Genomic DNA, 19,836 nt, shown 5'->3' on the forward strand with positions numbered 1-19,836 from the left:
TCCTCGAAGGAGGCGGCCGGCGCCAACCGCCGGAACTAACGCCGGGAGATTACTCGCCGCGGGTCTTCTGGATGATCTCGTCGGCAACTGCCTTCGGGACCTCCACGTAGCTGTCGAACTGCATCGAGTAGACTGCGCGGCCCTGGGTCTTGGAGCGCAGGTCGCCGATGTAGCCGAACATCTCGGAGAGGGGCACATTGGCGCGGATTACCTTCACGCCACTTGCGTCCTCCATGGACTGGATCATGCCGCGGCGCGAGTTCAGGTCGCCGATGACGTCACCCATGTATTCCTCAGGGGTGCGCACCTCGACGGCCATCAGCGGCTCAAGCAGGACCGGGTTGGCGCGACGTGCGCCTTCCTTGAACACCTGGGAGCCGGCGATCTTGAACGCCATTTCCGAGGAGTCGACGTCGTGGTAAGCGCCGTCGATCAGGCTTGCCTTGACACCCACCAGCGGGTAGCCCGCCAGGATGCCCATCTGCATCGCGTTCTGGATACCGGCATCCACCGAGGGGATGTACTCGCGCGGAATGCGGCCACCGGTGACCTTGTTCTCGAACTCGTAGAAGGTGCCGTCCGTGGTGTCCAGGGGCTCGAAAGTCACCTGAACCTTCGCGAACTGGCCGGATCCACCCGTCTGCTTCTTGTGGGTGTAGTCGACCTTCTCGACCTTCTTCTTGATCGTCTCGCGGTAGGCAACCTGCGGCTTGCCCACGTTGGCCTCGACCTTGAACTCGCGGCGCATGCGGTCCACCAGGATGTCCAGGTGGAGCTCGCCCATGCCGGCGATAACCGTCTGGCCGGTGTCTTCGTTGAGGGAGACCTGGAAGGTCGGGTCCTCTTCGGAGAGCTTCTGGATGGCCGTGGAGAGCTTCTCCTGGTCACCCTTGGTCTTCGGCTCGATGGCCACCGAGATCACGGGCTCCGGGAAGCTCATGGACTCGAGGACGATCGGGTTCGCGGGATCGCACAGGGTGTCACCGGTGGTGGTGTCCTTCAGCCCGATCGCGGCGTAGATGTGGCCGGTCGTGATTTCGTCGACCGGGTTCTCCTTGTTGGCGTGCATCTGGAAGAGCTTTCCGATGCGCTCCTTCTTGCCCTTGGTCGAGTTGATGACCTGGGCGCCGGAAGCGGCCTTGCCGGAGTACACGCGGATGTAGGTGAGCTTGCCGAAGAACGGGTGGGTCACAACCTTGAACGCGAGGGCGGCGAACGGTGCGTCGGCGCTGGCGTCACGGTTGAGGATGATCTCCTCGTCCTTGACGTCGTGGCCCTGCACCGACGGGACGTCCAGCGGCGACGGCAGGTAGGAGACAACGGCGTCGAGCATCGGCTGCACGCCCTTGTTCTTGAACGCCGAGCCGCAGAGCACCGGGTAGAGCTCGGAGGCGATGGTGAGCTTGCGGATGGCGCCCTTGATCTCGGCGACCGTGAGCTCTTCGCCCTCGAGGTACTTCATCATCAGCTCTTCGTCCGCCTCGGCGACGGTCTCGAGCAGCTGGTGACGGTACTCGTCAGCCTTTTCCTTCAGGTCGGCCGGGATTTCCTCGACGGTGTACTTAGCGCCCATCTCGGTCTCGCCGCGCCAGTACAGCGCGCGCATCTCGACGAGGTCGACGACGCCCTCGAAGTCGTTCTCGGCGCCGATCGGCAGCTGCAGAACGAGCGGCTTGGCGCCCAGGCGGTTGATGATGGTGTCGACGGTGAAGTAGAAGTCGGCGCCCAGCTTGTCCATCTTGTTGACGAAGCAGATGCGGGGAACGTCGTACTTGTCGGCCTGGCGCCACACAGTCTCGGACTGCGGCTCCACGCCTTCCTTGCCGTCGAACACCGCAACGGCGCCGTCGAGCACGCGCAGGGAGCGCTCAACCTCGACCGTGAAGTCCACGTGGCCGGGGGTGTCGATGATGTTGATCTGGTTGTTGTCCCAGTAGCAGGTGGTAGCAGCGGAGGTAATGGTGATACCGCGCTCCTGCTCCTGTGCCATCCAGTCCATGGTCGAGGCACCGTCGTGGGTTTCACCAATCTTGTGGTTGATACCCGTGTAGAACAGAATGCGCTCGGTGGTGGTGGTCTTGCCGGCATCAATGTGGGCCATGATGCCGATGTTGCGGACCTTGTTGAGGTCGGTAAGCACGTCGAGTGCCACGGTTTCTCCCTTAGTAGGTTTGCTCAGCGGCGACGGCGGTCTCCCGCCGTCGCCGGCAGGCTATTACCAGCGGTAGTGAGCGAAGGCCTTGTTGGACTCGGCCATCTTGTGGGTGTCTTCGCGACGCTTCACAGCGGCACCGAGACCGTTCGAGGCGTCCAGGATTTCGTTCTGGAGACGCTCGGTCATCGTCTTCTCGCGGCGGGCCTTGGAGTAGCCGACCAGCCAGCGCAGGGCCAGGGCGGTCGAACGGCCCGGCTTGACCTCAACGGGCACCTGGTAGGTAGCGCCACCGACACGGCGGGAGCGGACCTCGAGGGTCGGCTTGACGTTGTCCATGGCCTTCTTCAGGGCGGCAACGGGGTCGTTGCCGGTCTTGGCGCGGGCGCCTTCGAGGGCACCGTAGACAATGCGCTCGGCGGTGGACTTCTTGCCGTCAACCAGAACCTTGTTGATCAGCTGCGTGACCAACGGGGAACCGTAAACGGGATCAACTACGAGCGGCCGCTTGGGGGCCGGTCCCTTGCGAGGCATTACTTCTTCTCCTTCTTCGCGCCGTAGCGGCTGCGGGCCTGCTGGCGGTTCTTGACACCCTGGGTGTCGAGGGCGCCGCGCACGATCTTGTAACGGACACCGGGCAGGTCCTTCACACGGCCGCCGCGCACCAGCACGATGGAGTGTTCCTGCAGGTTGTGGCCGACACCGGGGATGTAAGCGGTAACTTCGACGCCGCCGTTGAGGCGGACACGGGCGACCTTGCGCAGAGCCGAGTTCGGCTTCTTCGGGGTCGTGGTGTAGACGCGGGTGCAGACGCCGCGGCGCATGGGGCTGCCCTTAAGCGCGGGAGCCTTGGTCTTGGAGACCTTGGGTGAGCGGCCCTTGCGGACCAGCTGCTGAATCGTAGGCACTTTCGTGTTCTCCGTATTTTCCGGAACCGCCGGCGGGCGGCTCTCCTTTTGCTTTGCCCCGCTCCTGCGTCCGGGAGGCCCGGGCGGTCGAGGCGAAGCACTTTTTCGTCGGATCGCATGCCCTGCTACCGTTCAGCGAGGTGAGTCACCCTAGGCATGCAAAAATGTGGCATTCGTTGCACAAGGACCCTGCAACCCGGAACCGGAAACCTTCGCGGCGAACCGACCGAAGGAACCTCTCATCCACTGCCACACTAACAATTGTCATCCAGTCTACCATGTGCAGCCCTCTCCCCCTGCACCGGGCCCGGACAGGCCCTCCGGCAGCCCTACAGGCTGGCCGCGAGGCTGGAGCGCGGCGACAGCGCCGCCAGGTCGGAACTGATGCTTCGCGCGGTCTGAAGGAGGCGCGGCAGCACGAAGTCGAGTTCGGTGCCCGGCTCGGACTGCGGCACCGGCATCGAAACGTTGACGGCGGCGACCACCCTGCCGTTGCGGCCGAGCAGCGGCGCTGCCACGGACCGCAGCCCGGCTTCGAGTTCCTGGTTCACCAGGGCCCAGCCCTGCTCGCGCACGGTGGCGATTTCGGCCAGGAGCGCATCCACGCTGTCGACGGTGCCCGGCGTGAGCTTGCGCAGCTCGAGGCCGGCCAGATACGCGTTCAGCTCCGCCTCGCCCAGGCCGGCGAGCAGCACCCGGCCCATCGAGGTCGCGTACGCAGGGAACCGGGTGCCGATATTGATGCCGACGGTCATGATCCGCCGGTAGGGAACCCGCGCAATGTAGACAATGTCCTGGCCGTCCAGAATCGAGGCCGACGTCGACTCCTTCACTTCCTGCGAGAGCGCCTCCAGGTGCGGCTCGGCAATCTGCGGCAACGTCAGCCCGGACAGGAACGAGTACCCCAGTTGCAGCACCTGCGCGGTGAGCGTGAACAGCCTCCCGTCCGTGCGGACGTAGCCCAGCTGCACCAAGGTCAGCAGGAAGCGCCGCGCGGTGGCCCGGGTCAGCCCGGTGCGGCGGGCGACGTCGGCCAGGGTCATTTCGGTGTTCTCAGCGTCGAAGGCGCGGATCACCGCGAGGCCCCGGGAGAGGGACTGGACGAACTGGTCGCTCGCCTGCGGGTTTTCGGTCATGTCTTAGCTTAGACAGACGAGGCCGCGACGGCGGACGAGTGCGCGGTCCCGTCGATGAGGTCGAAGCCGAGCAGGTCTTGAAGGTCCGCCACCTCCATCCCGAAGGTCTGCTCCACGGTGACGGTTCCGCCCGCCAGGCTGAAGACAGCGTATTCGGTGTAGACCCGGCTGACGCAGCGCACGCCCGTCAACGGGTAGGTGCAGCTGCGCACGAGTTTGGCGTTCCCCGCGCGGTCCTGCAGGTTCATCATCACGAAGACCGCCTTGGCTCCTGTGGCCAGGTCCATCGCTCCGCCGACGGCGGGAATCGCGTCCGGGGCCCCGGTGTGCCAGTTGGCCAGGTCGCCGTCCACCGACACCTGGAAGGCACCGAGCACGCAGACGTCCAGGTGGCCGCCGCGCATCATCCCGAAGGAATCCGCGTGGTGGAAGTAGGAAGCGCCGGGCAGTTCGGTGACGGGCACCTTGCCGGCGTTGATCAGGTCGGGGTCGACCTCGTCGCCATGGGCCTCCGGACCCATCCCGAGCATCCCGTTTTCGGTGTGCAGCACGATGCCGCTGCCTTCGGGCAGGTAGTTGGCGACCGTCGTCGGCTGGCCGATGCCGAGGTTGACGAACGAGCCCGGAGCGATGTCCGCCGCCACGAGGCGCGCCATCTCGTCGCGGGTGAGCTTGCGGCTGGTGTCCATGGCTGCCTCCTGGCTCACTGCCCGTCCCCGGGCAGCATTGATGTCGGGCTGATAGCGACCACGCGGTTGACGAAGATGCCGGGGGTGACAACGCTTTCCGGGTCGATCGCCCCGGTCGGGACGACGTCGGCGACCTGCACCACGCTGGTGGCGGCCGCGGCGGCCATGATCGGGCCGAAGTTGCGAGCGGTCTTGCGGTAGACAAGGTTTCCCATGCGGTCCGCCTTCAGCGCCTTGATCAGGGCGAAATCGCCGTGGATCGGGCGCTCGAACACGTAGCCCCGGCCGTCGATTTCGCGGGTCTCCTTGCCCTCGGCGAGCGGGGTGCCGTAGCCGGTGGGGGTGAAGAAACCGCCGATGCCGGCCCCCGCCGCCCGGATCCGTTCGGCCAGGTTGCCCTGCGGCACGAGTTCCAGTTCGATCTTTCCGGCACGGTACAGCGCGTCGAAGACATGCGAGTCGCTCTGCCGGGGAAACGAGCAGATCATCTTGCGCACCTGCCCGGCACCCAACAGGGCCGCCAGACCCGTGTCCCCGTTGCCGGCGTTGTTGTTGACGATGGTCAGGTCCTTGGCGCCGTTGCGCCGCAGGGCGTCGATCAGTTCGATGGGCTGGCCGGCGGTTCCGAAACCGCCGATCAGGATGGTGGCGCCGTCGGAAATGCCCTCGACGGCGGCGTCCGCGCTCTCGTGGAAGCTCAGCATCGGTTGCCCCTTACGCAGCGTTCTCAAGGACGACCGCCAGGCCCTGGCCGACGCCTATACAGATGGCCGCGACGCCCCACCGCTGTCCGGACGCCTGCAGGCTGCGTGCCAGCGTGCCCAGGATCCGGCCGCCGGAGGCGCCCAGCGGATGGCCCATCGCGATCGCTCCGCCGTGCGCGTTGACGATTTCCGGGTCAATGTCCCAGGCGTCGATGCAGGCCAGCGACTGCGCCGCGAAAGCCTCGTTCAGCTCAACCGCCCCCACCTCGGACCAGCCGATTCCGGCCCGCTTGAGGGCCTGGTTCGCGGCCTCCACAGGAGCGAACCCAAAGAACTGCGGGTCGATGCCTGCCGCGCCGCGGCCGGCGATGCGGGCCAGCGGTGCGGCACCGAGCTTCTCCGCCGCGGCCTCGCTGCCGAGCAGCACCGCGGAGGCGCCGTCGTTGAGCGGGGAGGCGTTCCCGGCGGTGATCGTGCCATCCGGCCGGAAGACCGTCGAAAGGCCTGCGAGTTTCTCCACCGTGGATTCCCGGATGCTCTCGTCGCGCTGCAGGCCGGCGCCGGGCACCGCCACAGTCAAATTGTCGTAGAAGCCGTCGGCCCAGGCGCGCGCGGCGAGCTGGTGGGAGCGGAACGAGAATTCGTCCTGGCGCTCCCGGCTGATCCCGTGCTTCTCCCGGAGCCGCTCGGTCGCCTCGCCGAGCGAAATGGTCCAGTCCTTGGGCATCGCCGGGTTCACCAGCCGCCAGCCGAGGGTCGTCGAGGCCAGGACCTGGTCCCCCGTCGGGTACGGCTTGGAGGTCTTGGGCAGCACCCACGGTGCGCGGCTCATCGACTCCACGCCGCCAACCAATACGACGTCGGCTTCATCCGCGTTGATCTGCCGTGAGGCGATGATCGCTGCATCGAGGCTGGACCCGCAGAGCCTGTTCACCGTGGTGCCGGGGACCGACGTCGGCAGGCCGGCCAGCAGGCTGGCCATCCGTGCCACGTTGCGGTTCTCCTCCCCGGCGCCGTTCGCGTTGCCGAAGACCACTTCGTCGATCTGCTGCGGATCGAGGGCCGGAACCCTGGCCACCTGTTCCTTGACCACAAGGGCCGCAAGGTCGTCCGGCCGCGTGCCCGCGAGGGCCCCGCCCAGCCTGCCAAAGGGCGTGCGCACGGCGTCGTAGAGATATGCCTGCTTCATCAAAGACTCCGGTGTCCTTCTGCGGGTGTTCCACCCGACTGGTTCTTGCTTGCCGGCTGCATCTCTGCCGCCTGCACCGATGTTCGCTTTGCGAACGGACGTGCGATATTTGAACTATAGGGAGGAGCGGCTGTCCGCGTCAAGGTCCCTGAAGACCTGCTGGGCGATCTTGAAAGCCGTGTTTGCCGCCGGCACGCCGCAGTAGACCGCGGACTGGAGCAGTATTTCCTTGAGCTCTTCCCGGCTGAGGCCGTTGCGCAGGCCGGCGCGGACATGCATGGCAAGCTCCTCGTGATGGCCGTGGGCGATCATTGCCGTGATGGTGATGGCGCTGCGCATCCGCCGGTCCAGCCCGGGACGGGTCCAGATGGTCCCCCAGGCGTACTGGGTGATCAGGTCCTGAAATTCCCCGGTGAACTCGTCCTTGGCGGCGTTGGCGCGGTCGACGTGGCTGTCGCCGAGGACGGCGCGGCGCACCGCCATGCCGGCGTCGTAGACCTCGCCCCGCGTCGCTTCGTGCCTGCTGATGCCGCTGTCGCCGGCCCCGGCCGGGCCCGCGCTCACCGCGCGGCCCCGTTGCGGCCGAAGAATTCCCGCAGCGCTTCTGCCGTGGCGGCCGGGGCCTCTGCGGGCGCCTGGTGCCCCACGTGCGGCAGACCCGTGGCGCTGCCGTCCTTGACGCCGCCGGCCACCAGGGCCGCGACCTCCTCGGAAGCCACCTCGTCCTCGTCGCCGTAGAGGGCCAACACGGGAACCCGGACGTCGTGCAACTGGCCGCGCAGGTCGAAGCCGGCGAGGGCCTCGCAACAGAAGGCGTAGCTGAAGCGGTCCGTGTCGGAGAGCGAATGCAGCAGCCGGCTCGCGACCGCGGGCTGCGCGGCGATGAAGTCCTTGGCGAACCAGCGGCGGGCAGAGCCGTCGACCATGACAGGCGTGCCTTGCGCCTGCACCGTCGCGCCCCGGACCCGCCACGACGCAGGATCGCCGAGCGCAGCCCCGGAACAAATCAGGGCCACGGCGGCCAGCCGCTCCGGCTTGTCATGCGCCAGCTGCAGTCCTACCGCCCCGCCCAGGGAGTTCCCCGCGTAGAAATGGGCTCCGGACTCCCCCGCGGCCTCGCGCACCGCCCGGTCCACCGCCTCCGCCAGCTCACCGACGGTGAACGGCTCGGCGGCGGCCGGACTGCGGCCGTGGCCCGGCAGGTCGACGGCGAGCAGGTCGAAGTCCTGCCGCAGCAGGGCCGCGGTCTCCGGCCACAGCGCGGCCGCCGAAGTTCCAAGCCCGGGCACGAGGACGAGCAGCGGTTTTCCCGTGCGCGCTTCCCCGAAGCGGCTCACGGTCAGTTGGGGAACGGTCATCGGTGAAGATCCTTTCCGTACCGGTGAAGTATGCGGTCGATGATGGCGCCGGCCTCGCCCAGGTACGCGGCCGGGTCAAGCAGCTGCCGAAGCCGGACGTCGTCGAGCTCCCCCTCGGGCAGGAGCGCCTTGAGGGAGTCGGCGAGCTCGCCGGGCCGTGCGGATGCCGAGCCGCTGATGACGGCCTGCACCCGGTCCCGGCCCGCGCGCGGACCGAGCTCGGCCATGATCCGCTCGCTGACGATCAGCGGACCGGCGTCGGAGAGGTTCCGGCCCATCCGCTCCGTGTGGACCTGCAGGCCCTCGAGCAGGGTGGCCGCGAGGGCTGCGGCTCCGCCGGCCAGGCGCAGCAGTTCGGTGAGGCTTTGCCATTCGGCGTGCCACGCGCCGTCGGGGCGCTCGTCGACGGCGAAGGCCGCTGCCGCGTGAAGCGTGGCGCACTGCCCCGGCGCCGCGATGGCGGCGCTGCGCACCAGCACCGCCAGGACCGGGTTCTGCTTCTGCGGCATGGCTGAGGATCCGCCCTTGCCCGGGGCAGCGGGCTCGGACACCTCGCCCACCTCGGGCCGGGACATCAGCAGGACGTCGGCGGCGATCTTGCCGAGCGCGTCCGTGACCGCCGTCAGCGCGTCGCCCAGGCCGGTCACCACCGCGCGCTGGGTGTGCCACGGGGCGACCGGCGAGGCCAGGCCGAGGTCCGCCGCGAGTGTGTCCTGGACATCCCAGGCGCTCACGCCGCGGCCGCCGGCGTACAGGGCCGTCGCGGCCATGGTGCCCGAGGCTCCGCCAAACTGCACGGGAAGCGGTTCGGCGGCGGCAAGGCGCTCGGCGGCTTGGCCGAGCCCCTCCAGCCAGTAGGCGGACTTCAGCCCGAAGGTGCCCGGCACGCTGTGCTGGGTCAGGGTCCGGGCGACCATCAGGTCCTGCCGGTGGCGTTGCGCCAGCCGGGCCAGTGCCTCCCGGCCGCGGTCCAGGTCGCGGCGGATTGCCGGAAGGGCCCGGGCGGCCACGAGCATCAGCGCTGTGTCGAGGATGTCCTGGCTCGTGGCGCCCCGGTGCACGTAGTCCCGGGTCCCCGCCGCGGTCCGGGCGCGCAGCCTTTTCAGCAAGGGGATCACCGGGTTTCCGCCGCCCTGCGCCTCAGCGGCGAGCGCCGGCAGGTCGTAGCCGGCGATGTCGAACCCCGCGGGGTCGAGCGCCTCGTCCGGCGCCAGGCCGAGGGTGACCTGGGCCGCCACGAGGGCGCGCTCGACGTCGAGCAGTGCCTGCCCGACGGCCCGGTCCGACGTCGCGGCCGCCGCCTCGGAACCGGCCCAGGCCGGGGCGAGGAGGCCGTGCGCGCTGAACTGCTGCCTGTCCGCCATGGGTCAGCGGCCCTCGAAGTCGAGGAAGACGGTCTCCCCTTCGCCCTGCAGCCGGATGTCGAAGCGCAGACCGCCGTCCGCGTCGCGGGTGGCGACCAGGGTGTCGCGGCGTTCCGGTTCGAGAGCGCCCAGCAGCGCGTCGGAGGCCAGCGCCTCCCCGCCTTCGGGCAGGTAGATGCGCGTGAACAGACGGTTCATCAGACCGCGGGCGAACACGGCAACCGCGATGAAGGGCGCCGAGCCGGGCGACGTCGGGCCAGGGTTGACCGTGGTGAAGGTGTAGCGCCCAACGTTGTCCACCGGCGCCCGGCCGAAGCCGGTGAAGGTGAAGCCGTCCCGCTTCAGCGACCCGGTCTCCTGCGCGATGCTGCCGTCGGCGTCGGCCTGCCAGATCTCGACGATGGCGTCCGGAACCGGAGTGCCGGCACCGTCGTACACCACGCCGTGCAGCCGGATGGCGCCCGGGTGGGCGCGGTCCACCAGTTCGGAGCCGCGTTCGAACGGCAGCGCGTAGCCGAAGAAGGGTCCCACCGTCTGGCCGGGGGTGGGGGGCAGCGGCTTCCTGCCGGTGCCGATCTGGGTCACGGGTGCCTCACTCATGCTCGTCGCCTTCCGGTTCGGCCCAGGTCTTCCCGGAGCCTGTCAACACAATGTCCCAACGGTAGCCGAGCGACCATTCGGGGCTCGTCAGCTCGTGGTCATAGCTGGCCACCAGCCGGTCCCGCGCGGACTGGTCGCGGATGGACTGGTAAATCGGGTCCAGCGGGAACAGCGGGTCGCCGGGGAAGTACATCTGCGTCGCGATGCGCTGGGTGAACGCGTTGCCGAACAGCGAGAAGTGGATGTGCGCCGGCCGCCAGGCATTGAGGTGGTTCTTCCACGGGTAGGCGCCCGGCTTGATCGTGGTGAACCGGTAGGTGCCGTCGTCGCCGGTGATGCACCGGCCCACCCCGGTGAAGTTCGGGTCGATCGGGGCCGGGTGCTGGTCCCGTTTGTGGATGTAGCGTCCGGCCGAGTTGGCCTGCCAGATCTCCACCAGCTGCCCGCGCACGGGGTGGCCCTCGCCGTCGAGCACCCGGCCGGTGACGATCATCCGCTCCCCCAGCGGTTCCCCGTTGTGCTGGATGGTCAGGTCGCTCTCGATCTCCGCGACGTCGCGGTGCCCGAAGGCCGGGGAGACCAGTTCGATGGTCTCCGGATCCGTGTGCCGGAGGTCCTTGGTCGGGTGGCGCAGGATGCTGCTGCGGTAGGGCGCGAAGTCGAGCCGCGGCTGGGCTTCGGGCGCTCCGGTCCGGTCAAGGGTGCGCTGGTACTCGCCGTGCAGCTGTGCGATCTCGTCGCTGATCTGCGCCTGGGTGCAGGCGGCGGCGTCGGACGAGTAGACCTCGGCTGCGTCGTCCACTTCGTGTGAACCCATTCTCTTCTCCTTTGAATAGTGCCGTTAGCGGTAAGGCGCCGTCAGCGGCGCTTGCTGTGCTCGTATTGCGCAGCGAGCCGCACCGGCGCGTTGGGGGCGCCGTACCCCTCGTAGTGCCGGCCGCGCTGGACGACTTCGAAGAAGACGCTGCCTACGGTGGCGGTGTAGAAATGCAGGAACTCCCCCTCGTCGTCCTCGTCGTAGAGCAGGTTCAGTTCCTGGAGCGTGCCCAGCAGGGCCGGCGGCACGTCGAGCCGTGCGCGCAGGTCGTCATAGTAGTTCTGCGGCACCGGCAGGAAGGCCAGCCCGCGTTCGAGCGCCCGCCGCGCGACGCCGATCAGGTCCTCGGTGGCGAGCGCGATGTGCTGCGGGTAGGCCGCGACGGCGGAGGGCCCGGATCCTTCCAGCGCCAACGGTGCGATGTTCAGCGCCAGGCGGACCCTCCCGTCGTCCGAGCGCATCACCTGGCTGCGCACCAGCCCGGTGGGGGCGGCGACGTCCTGCGAGGGCTGGGCCGTCAGCGACAGCGCGCTCTCGTAGAAGAGCACAGCTTCGTCGAAATGCTGCCACGGCTGCGCGAGGTTGATGTGGTCGATCCGGCCGATCAGGTCCGGGCCCGCGGGCGCGTCCGTTCCCGGACCGAACTCGCTGGTCCAGGCCGCCGTGCCGTCCGCGCTGCCCTGGCAGAGGAAGACCTCCGTGGAATCCGGGGCGGCGAACGCCTGCAGGACCTCCTCGTCCGCCTGGCTTTGCCGCGGCACGGGCACAGCGCGCAGCTGGAGTGCGCGGGAGGCAGCCACCAGGGGGTTGGCAACGTCGAACCCGATCGCCGAGATGGCCGGCTCATGGCCCTGGGCCTGTTGCTCATTGACGACGATCCGGGCGTTGCCCTGCGTCCACAGCTGCACCGGCTTGGTGCGGTGCCGGCCGTCGAAGCGGAATCCCAGCTGGTGCAGGATCGCTTCGAGCTCGGGGGCGTCGACGGCGCGGACCTCGGCGAAGTTGAACCCGGAGGGCTGGTCCACCCGCGGCAGCGTGGCGAGCTTCATCGCCCCTGGAACCGGCGCGGCGCCTGCGGCCGGCGCCGTTTCGTCGCGGAGCCGGTGCGCTGCCTGTTCTTCGAGCCAGATCAGGGAGCGCATTGCATCGACGGCGGTGCGGTCCACCGGGCTCTGGCGGAACACGTCGTTGAACACCTCCAGCGACACCGTGCCGGCATAGCCGCTGCGGACCAGGTGCGCCATGAACCCGGGGAGGTCCCAGCTGCCCTCCCCCGGGAACACCCGGTGATGCCGGCTCCAGGACAGCACGTCCATCGACAGCTGCGGCGCGTCGGCGAGCTGGACGAAGAAGATCTTCTCCGGGTCCAGCGACTCGATCGGCGCCGGGTCCCAGCCGCGGGAAAGAATGTGGAAGCTGTCCAGGCAGGTGCCCAGCGCCGGGTGCCCCACGCGTTCGACGAGGCGGCAGGCGTGCTCGAAGTCCGAGACGTTCCGCCCCCACGCGAGCGCCTCGTAGGCAATGCGGATCCCGTGCGCCGCGGCCAGCTCTGCTGCTTGGCCGAGCTGGTCCGCTGCCAGTTCATCGTTGTCTTCCAGCGCCGTGGCGACGTTGCTGCAGAACAGGATGGTGTCGGCCCCGAGGTCTGCCATCAGGGCGAACTTCGCCTCGGCGCGGCGCAGGTTGCGTTGGAGCTGCTCCGGCGCCACGCCTTCGAAATCGCGGAACGGCTGGTACAGGTCGATGCCCAGGCCTTCGTCGGCTGCCATCCGCGCAATCTCGGCGGGGCTGTACCGGGAAACAACCAGATCGTTCTCGAAGATTTCCACCCCGTCGAACCCGGCGCGCGAGCAGGCCCGAAGCTTCTCGTCCAGGCTGCCGCTGAGGCAGACGGTTGCAATTGAGCGGCGCACTGTCAGCTGACTCCGGTCCGCAGGTTTTCGGCGTCGACCAGCTCAAGGAAATGGCGGCGCATGCGGGCCGCGTCCGGTTCGACGCCGGTGAAGAGCGCGAAGGCGTCCGCCGCCTGGTGGACCGCCATCCGGCCACCGTCGAGCACGGCGCAGCCCTTCTCCCGCGCGCGCCCGATCAGCTCCGTTTCAAGCGGGCGGTAGACGACGTCGGCGACCCACTGCCGGGGCGCGAGCAGGTCGACGTCGACCGGTACGCCGGGGTGGCTGTGCATTCCAATCGGCGTGGCGTTGACGAGGCCGTCGGCGTCGGCCAGCTGGTCCTCGACGTCGCTGGCGGAGACGGCGACCACCTGCTGGTCCGGGAAGACGGCTGCCAGGGAACCGGCCCGTTCCTGGGCCCGGGTCCGGTCCACCTCGGACAGCACGAGGGTCTGCACACCGCTCTTGAGCAGGGCATAGGCGACCGCAGACCCGGCGCCTCCGGCCCCGAGCTGCACCACTTTGCCCTTCCGGGCGCCGGGAAGGCCCTCCGCCAGCGCTGCAGCGAAGCCGGAGTGGTCCGTATTGTGTCCGATGAACCGGCCGTCGCGGATCAGCACGGTGTTCACCGCCCCGAGACGGCGGGCGTCGTCGGAAATCCCGTCGAGGAACGGCAGGACGAGCTGCTTGCAGGGGTGGGTGATGTTCAGCCCGTTGTAGCCCATCGTGCGGGCCTGCTGCAGCAGGGTACCGACCGTTTCCGGGGCGAGGCCGAGTTCCGTGAGATCGAGGATCCGGTAAACGTACCGCAGCCCGTTCGCTTCGCCCTCGCGTTCGTGCATGGGCGGCGTCAGCGAGGCGCTGATGCCTTCACCGATAAGGCCCACGAGGTAGGCAGGTTTCCCGAGGGGCGACGTCGCCTCGGCGGTCTCATTCATCGGTGGCGCTCTTTCCCGGCTGTCCGATGCAGCCTCGTGGATGAATACTGAGTGACACCGGTTACATTAGCGCAAAAGTTCGAATGGCGCATCCAGGTTCATCATGCGAACACTTGTCTCCTCAACTGCCGATGCGAACCGGCCCGAAGGACAACACATGCCTGCCCCTGCGCGAGACCTCCAGCAGGATGTTTTGGGTGACCTGCCGGGCAAACGCACGCGACCGCGCCGGCACCGCCGGGTCCGCCTGGGACCGCAGCCAGTTCAGCGAGGCCATGTTCACCACCAGGGCCCCGGAGCGGGCCTTGTACACCGTGGATGAAGCCCATCCTTTCCTCGTGTGGTCACCGGACTCGGGGGACCGCGCAAAAATGTGCAGGTTGGCGGGGTACTTGAACTGCGGATACTCCTTGTGTGAATAGACGAAGTCGGTCTCTCCGCCGCTGATGCCAAAGTAAGTATCCCCGCGCACGGCCCCTGTGCCCGCGTAGGCGAAAAACGCCGGGTCGCTGACGGTGAAGATCCCGGTGGAGTTCAGGTCCCCGTACATGGCACCGGTCAGCGAGCATTCCGGCTGCGGCCGGGGTTCCTGCCGCCACAGGACGGTCGCCAGCTCAGGCTGGCGCCGCGCCAGAGGATCCAGCACCGCCTTCCGGTAGCAGACCAGCACCCTGTCGGCGCCGTTCCGGGAAGGTTCCGTGCGCGCTCTCCAGTACACGTTGTTGGCTCCGAAAAACACGACGTTGACGCCGTGGTCACGCGCCGCCTCGATGCCGTGGCGCAGCGACGGCGGCCAGTACTCGGAATGTGCGGCGAAGACGACGGCGGCCGCTTTGGCCAGCCGTCCCGCATAACGGGAGAGCCGGGCCTCCGTGGTGTAGGCCAGGGCCATCCCCGTTCCGCGGATGCTTTCCGCCGCCCGGATCAGCGGCGCGTTGTGCGTCTCGAACTCACCGAAGTTGGAGTACGGGCGGTCGAAGGAGACCTTGTAGGAGCGACTGGAGGCGCGCCCGTCGGCTCCCCGGTAGAGGCTGTAGCCGCCCCACTTGTTGTAGGCCTGCATGGTGAAGTCGTTGAAGACGAGCACCGTCTTTCCGTCGAAGGACGCCGATTCGACCACGAGCGGCACCCTGTGGCTCAGTCCCCCGCCGGCCGTGAGCACGAGGTAGTAGAACCCTTCCGGCCAGTGCGTGGTGTCGATCGACGTCGTCGACTTCCACCGGCATGACACGGTCCGGGTCTTCCGGTCCAGGTCGGGCTGCCGCTGCCGGGAGACCTTCACGGGGCCGGATTCCCAGACGAGCCGCTGTCCCGCTCCGCCGTAGTCGCCGAGCCGGAAGGCCATGATCCGGATGACCTTGCGCGTGGAGGTGGCGTACAACTGCACTTTGCGCCGCGCCGCCGTGGAGGCGTGCTGGCCCAGATAGGCGGCGAGCCGGCGGTCCGAGGTCGCTCCGGCGGGCAGCAGCCGGCCCGGCGACCCGGGCTTCCGGTTCTCGGCGCCGTAGCTGAAGGGGGCGCCGACGGCGGTGACCGGGAGGTGCGGCACCGGGGGGACCGCGGCGTCGGGCGGCGCCGGGGACCGCGTGGCTGCGCTGGCTTGGCTGGCCTGGCTGGACAGGCTGGGCGCGCTGGCCGGGCTGGACGGGCTGGACGGGCTGGACGGGCTGGCCTGGCTGGCCGGGCTGGACGGACTGGACGGGCTGGCCTGGCTGGACGCGCTGGCCTGGCTGGACGCGCTGGCTTGGCTGAACGGCCGGGGGTGCGGGTCGTCGGCACAGGAAGCCAGAGCCAAGGCCGTGAACGAGAGGCCGGCGCCGAGGAAGGCGCGTCTGCTGACCGCTTCCGGCGCACCGCAGCGCTCGGCGCCGCGGCCGCCGCCGGCGCCCCGCTGTACCTGTTTCCCGTCCACTGGCCGCCCCCGCGTCCCTGCCGCGCCCCTGCGGGCGCGGCCTCATAACGAAGAGAACCCACTAGGCGTTACTGCGGCGTTACTGCCCGGGCCGGCGCCGGGGGAAGACGAAAAGGGCCCCGCACCGTGAACGGTGCGGGGCCCTTTTCGCGTCGCCCCGGGAGGACGCGGCTCAGGCCGCGGTTCCCGGGAGCGGACGGTTAGCGCAGGTCGCTGCCGAAGTCATAGTCATCCAGCGGGATGGCGTGGAACTCCGGGGCGAGATCGCCGTTGGCGCTGTCGTAGGAGAAGTCGCTGAACGCGCTCGGGCCGGTGAACAGATTGGCCTTCGCTTCCTCAGTCGGCTCGACCGTGACATTGGTGTAGCGCGGCAGGCCGGTGCCGGCCGGGATGAGCTTACCGATGATCACGTTCTCCTTCAGGCCCAGCAGCGGGTCGCTCTTGCCTTCCATTGCCGCCTGGGTCAGGACCCGGGTGGTCTCCTGGAAGGAAGCGGCCGACAGCCACGACTCGGTGGCCAGCGACGCCTTCGTGATACCCATCAGCTCCGGACGGCCGGCAGCAGGCTGCTTGCCCTCGGAGACCACGCGCCGGTTCTCGTCCTCGAAGCGGCTGCGCTCAGCCAGTTCGCCCGGGAGCAGATCCGATTCACCGGACTCGATGACGGTCACGCGGCGGAGCATCTGGCGGACGATGACCTCGACGTGCTTGTCGTGGATGCCGATACCCTGCGAGCGGTACACAGCCTGGACCTCGTCCACCAGGTGCTTCTGGGCGGCACGCGGGCCGAGGATGCGCAGGACCTGCTTCGGGTCCACAGCGCCTTCGACCATCTGCTGGCCGACGGAGACGTGGTCCCCTTCGGAGACGAGCAGGCGTGCACGGCGCAGCACCGGGTAGGCGATCTCTTCCGAGCCGTCGTCCGGGGTCAGCACCAAGCGGAGCTGACGCTCGGTCTCCTCGATGGTGACGCGGCCGGCCGCTTCCGCGATCGGTGCCACACCCTTCGGAGTACGGGCTTCGAAGAGCTCCTGGATACGGGGCAGACCCTGGGTGATGTCGTTGCCGCCACCGGCGGAGACAGCACCACCGGTGTGGAAGGTACGCATCGTCAGCTGGGTGCCGGGCTCACCGATCGACTGCGCGGCGATGATGCCGACGGCCTCTCCGATGTCCACGGTCTTGCCCGATGCCAGCGAACGTCCGTAGCACAGCGCGCAGGTTCCGACGCTCGACTCGCAGGTCAGCACGGAGCGGACCTTGACCTCGGTGACGCCGGCGCCGAACAGTTCTGCGATCAGCACGTCCCCGACATCGGCGCCCGCGGTGGCGAGCACGTTGCCCTTCGCATCGACCACGTCGGTGGCGAGGGTGCGTGCGTACACGCTGTTCTCGACCTCCTCGTGCAGCGTCAGTTCGCCGTTGACGTCCGCCACGGCGATCGGCAGGGTCAGGCCGCGTTCGGTGCCGCAGTCCTCTTCCCGCACGATCACGTCCTGCGAGACGTCCACCAGACGACGGGTCAGGTAACCCGAGTTGGCGGTACGCAGCGCGGTGTCGGCCAGACCCTTACGGGCACCGTGCGTGGCGATGAAGTATTCCAGCACCGACAGGCCCTCGCGGTAGGAGGACTTGATCGGACGCGGGATGATCTCACCCTTCGGGTTGGCCACCAGGCCGCGGATACCCGCGATCTGGCGGACCTGCATCCAGTTACCACGGGCGCCGGAGGACACCATGCGGTTGATGGTGTTCATCGGCGAAAGGCTCTCGCGCATCACCTGGGCGATTTCGTTCGTCGCCTTGTTCCAGATGTCGATCAGTTCCTGGCGGCGCTCTTCGTCGTCGATCAGGCCCTTCTCGTACTGCGCCTGGATCTTGGCGGCCTGGTTCTCGTAGCCCTCGAGGATCGCAGGCTTGGAGGCCGGCACCTCGATGTCGGAGATGGCCACAGTCACGCCCGAGCGGGTCGCCCAGTAGAAACCGGCGTCCTTCAGGTTGTCCAGCGTCGCGGCGACGACGACCTTCGGGTACCGCTCCGCGAGGTCGTTGACGATCGCGGAGAGCTGGCCCTTGTCGGCCACCTTCTCAACCCACGGGTAGTCCTCGGGCAGGGTGTCGTTGAAGACCACCTGTCCCAGCGAGGTCTGGATCAGCGCCGGCGTCCCGGGCTCCCAGCCTTCCGGGGCGGGACGGTCCGAGCTCGGCACGAAGCCTTCGAGACGGATCTTCACCTGGGAGTTCAGGTGCAGTTCGCCCGCGTCGTGAGCCATAATCGCCTCGGCGGGGGTGGAGAACACACGGCCTTCGCCGGCGGATCCCTCGCGCTTGGTGGTCAGGTGGTACAGACCGATGATCATGTCCTGCGAGGGCAGGGTGACCGGACGTCCGTCGGAAGGCTTCAGGATGTTGTTCGAGGACAGCATCAGGATGCGGGCCTCGGCCTGGGCCTCCGGGGACAGCGGCAGGTGCACAGCCATCTGGTCGCCGTCGAAGTCAGCGTTGAACGCGCCGCAGACGAGCGGGTGCAGCTGGATGGCCTTACCCTCAACGAGCTGCGGCTCGAAGGCCTGGATGCCCAGACGGTGCAGGGTTGGTGCGCGGTTCAGCAGCACGGGGTGCTCGGTGATGATCTCCTCGAGCACGTCCCAGACCTGCGGACGGTAGCGCTCGACCATGCGCTTGGCGCTCTTGATGTTCTGCGCGTGGTTCAGGTCCACGAGGCGCTTCATCACGAACGGCTTGAAGAGCTCCAGGGCCATCTGCTTGGGCAGACCGCACTGGTGCAGCTTCAGCTGCGGGCCGACGACGATGACCGAACGGCCGGAGTAGTCGACGCGCTTTCCGAGCAGGTTCTGGCGGAAGCGGCCCTGCTTGCCCTTGAGCATGTCGCTCAGGGACTTCAGCGGACGGTTTCCGGGGCCCGTAACGGGACGGCCGCGGCGGCCGTTGTCGAACAGCGAGTCAACAGCTTCCTGGAGCATGCGCTTTTCGTTGTTCACGATGATCTCGGGGGCACCGAGATCCAGCAGGCGCTTCAGGCGGTTGTTGCGGTTGATCACGCGGCGGTACAGGTCGTTCAGGTCGGAGGTCGCGAAGCGGCCGCCGTCGAGCTGGACCATCGGGCGCAGTTCCGGCGGGATCACCGGGACGGCGTCGAGCACCATGCCGAGCGGGCTGTTGTTGGTGGTCAGGAACGCGTTGACGACCTTCAGGCGCTTCAGGGCGCGGGTCTTGCGCTGGCCCTTGCCGTTCTTGATCGTGTCGCGCAGGGACTCCGCTTCGGCTTCCATGTCGAAGTTCTCGAGGCGCTTCTTGATCGCCTCGGCACCCATGGAGCCTTCGAAGTACAGCCCGTAGCGGTCGCGCAGTTCGCGGTAGAGCGCTTCGTCGCCCTCGAGGTCGGCGACCTTGAGGTTCTTGAAGCGGTCCCACACCTGCTCGAGGCGCTCGATCTCGGCGTCGGCCCGCTTGCGGATGTTCGCCATCTGGCGGTCCGCGGAGTCGCGCGCCTTCTTCTTGTCGGCAGCCTTGGCGCCCTCACCCTCGAGCCTAGCCAGCTCGTCCTCGAGGTCGCGGGCGATGCCGGCGATGTCCGAGTCGCGGGTGTCGACCAGCTGCTTCTTCTCCAGGTCGTGCTCGGCCTGCAGGTTCGGCAGTTCGGCGTGACGGTTTTCCTCGTCGACGCTGGTGATCATGTAGGCAGCGAAGTAGATGACCTTCTCGAGGTCCTTCGGTGCCAGGTCAAGGAGGTAGCCCAGGCGGGAAGGAACGCCCTTGAAGTACCAGATGTGCGTGACGGGGGCAGCAAGCTCAATGTGGCCCATCCGCTCGCGGCGGACCTTGGCGCGGGTGACCTCGACGCCGCAACGCTCGCAGATGATGCCCTTGAAGCGCACGCGCTTGTACTTGCCGCAGTAGCATTCCCAGTCGCGGGACGGGCCGAAGATCTTCTCGCAGAAGAGGCCGTCCTTCTCGGGCTTGAGAGTGCGGTAGTTGATGGTTTCCGGCTTCTTGACCTCGCCGTACGACCAGTCACGGATTTCTTCCGCGGTCGCGAGGCCGATCTGCATGAGGCCGAAGGAGGATTCGCTGGACATGTGGTCCCTGTTCTCTCTTGTTCTCTAAATCTGAATGTCTAAGGGGATACGGGAAGAGGTGGGGCGCCGTCCCGAGG

The 19,836-nt window shown here is 68.1% G+C and carries 16 protein-coding genes; all 16 read right to left on the bottom strand.

The features are described from left to right. Positions 1 to 49 precede the first annotated feature (49 nt). The 16 genes from fusA to KIH31_RS00665 all read right to left on the bottom strand — a co-directional run bounded on the left by fusA (position 50) and on the right by KIH31_RS00665 (position 19,759). Positions 50 to 2,152: an elongation factor G gene (gene fusA, locus KIH31_RS00590; protein ID WP_214425131.1), complete on the bottom strand. Its 2,103-nt coding sequence runs from the start codon at positions 2,150 to 2,152 to the stop codon at positions 50 to 52. Between the two features lie 63 nt (positions 2,153 to 2,215). After that, complete coding sequence (gene rpsG / locus KIH31_RS00595) at positions 2,216 to 2,686, bottom strand: 30S ribosomal protein S7 (protein WP_214425132.1); 471 nt, start codon at positions 2,684 to 2,686, stop codon at positions 2,216 to 2,218. Continuing rightward, on the bottom strand, positions 2,686 to 3,060 hold the full coding sequence (gene rpsL / locus KIH31_RS00600) for a 30S ribosomal protein S12 (protein ID WP_214425133.1): 375 nt from the start codon (positions 3,058 to 3,060) through the stop codon (positions 2,686 to 2,688). The genes rpsG and rpsL overlap by 1 nt, the downstream gene beginning before the upstream one ends. A 329-nt stretch (positions 3,061 to 3,389) precedes the next feature. After that, positions 3,390 to 4,196 carry an IclR family transcriptional regulator C-terminal domain-containing protein gene (locus tag KIH31_RS00605; protein WP_214425134.1) on the bottom strand — a complete coding sequence of 269 codons (807 nt, stop codon included), beginning with the start codon at positions 4,194 to 4,196 and terminating at the stop codon, positions 3,390 to 3,392. Positions 4,197 to 4,204: 8 nt separating this feature from the next. Next, positions 4,205 to 4,885, bottom strand: coding sequence for a 3-oxoacid CoA-transferase subunit B (locus KIH31_RS00610; protein ID WP_214425135.1), 681 nt, complete (start codon positions 4,883 to 4,885; stop codon positions 4,205 to 4,207). A 14-nt stretch (positions 4,886 to 4,899) separates the two neighbouring features. After that, positions 4,900 to 5,589 (bottom strand): 3-oxoacid CoA-transferase subunit A, encoded by a 690-nt coding sequence (locus KIH31_RS00615; protein WP_214425136.1) that lies wholly within the window; start codon positions 5,587 to 5,589, stop codon positions 4,900 to 4,902. 10 nt (positions 5,590 to 5,599) lie between these two features. Further along, entirely contained in the window at positions 5,600 to 6,778 is a 1,179-nt protein-coding gene (locus tag KIH31_RS00620; RefSeq protein ID WP_214425137.1) for a thiolase family protein, read from the bottom strand. Between the two features lie 114 nt (positions 6,779 to 6,892). Continuing rightward, positions 6,893 to 7,342, bottom strand: a complete 450-nt coding sequence (pcaC, locus tag KIH31_RS00625; protein ID WP_307857488.1) for a 4-carboxymuconolactone decarboxylase — start codon at positions 7,340 to 7,342, stop codon at positions 6,893 to 6,895. Beyond that, positions 7,339 to 8,136 carry an alpha/beta fold hydrolase gene (locus KIH31_RS00630; protein WP_214425138.1) on the bottom strand — a complete coding sequence of 266 codons (798 nt, stop codon included), beginning with the start codon at positions 8,134 to 8,136 and terminating at the stop codon, positions 7,339 to 7,341. Before KIH31_RS00630 ends, pcaC begins: the two co-directional genes overlap by 4 nt. Continuing rightward, the gene (gene pcaB, locus KIH31_RS00635) at positions 8,133 to 9,500 is read right to left on the bottom strand and encodes a 3-carboxy-cis,cis-muconate cycloisomerase (protein WP_214425139.1); all 1,368 of its coding nucleotides are present in this window, start codon (positions 9,498 to 9,500) and stop codon (positions 8,133 to 8,135) included. Before pcaB ends, KIH31_RS00630 begins: the two co-directional genes overlap by 4 nt. Positions 9,501 to 9,503: 3 nt before the next feature. Next, the gene (gene pcaG / locus KIH31_RS00640) at positions 9,504 to 10,100 is read right to left on the bottom strand and encodes a protocatechuate 3,4-dioxygenase subunit alpha (protein ID WP_214425140.1); all 597 of its coding nucleotides are present in this window, start codon (positions 10,098 to 10,100) and stop codon (positions 9,504 to 9,506) included. Next, complete coding sequence (pcaH, locus tag KIH31_RS00645; protein ID WP_214425141.1) at positions 10,093 to 10,917, bottom strand: protocatechuate 3,4-dioxygenase subunit beta; 825 nt, start codon at positions 10,915 to 10,917, stop codon at positions 10,093 to 10,095. Before pcaH ends, pcaG begins: the two co-directional genes overlap by 8 nt. A 41-nt stretch (positions 10,918 to 10,958) precedes the next feature. Further along, positions 10,959 to 12,830 (bottom strand): bifunctional sugar phosphate isomerase/epimerase/4-hydroxyphenylpyruvate dioxygenase family protein, encoded by a 1,872-nt coding sequence (locus KIH31_RS00650; RefSeq protein ID WP_214425142.1) that lies wholly within the window; start codon positions 12,828 to 12,830, stop codon positions 10,959 to 10,961. A 2-nt stretch (positions 12,831 to 12,832) separates the two neighbouring features. Next, positions 12,833 to 13,747, bottom strand: a complete 915-nt coding sequence (locus KIH31_RS00655) for a shikimate dehydrogenase (RefSeq protein ID WP_214425143.1) — start codon at positions 13,745 to 13,747, stop codon at positions 12,833 to 12,835. 121 nt (positions 13,748 to 13,868) lie between these two features. Next, positions 13,869 to 15,659 carry a N,N-dimethylformamidase beta subunit family domain-containing protein gene (locus tag KIH31_RS00660; protein WP_214425144.1) on the bottom strand — a complete coding sequence of 597 codons (1,791 nt, stop codon included), beginning with the start codon at positions 15,657 to 15,659 and terminating at the stop codon, positions 13,869 to 13,871. A gap of 200 nt (positions 15,660 to 15,859) precedes the next feature. Then, complete coding sequence (locus tag KIH31_RS00665) at positions 15,860 to 19,759, bottom strand: DNA-directed RNA polymerase subunit beta' (protein ID WP_214425145.1); 3,900 nt, start codon at positions 19,757 to 19,759, stop codon at positions 15,860 to 15,862. Between the last annotated feature and the right edge of the window lie 77 nt (positions 19,760 to 19,836).

It is taken from the genome of Paenarthrobacter sp. DKR-5, from assembly GCF_018531425.1.
Taxonomy (GTDB): domain Bacteria; phylum Actinomycetota; class Actinomycetes; order Actinomycetales; family Micrococcaceae; genus DKR-5.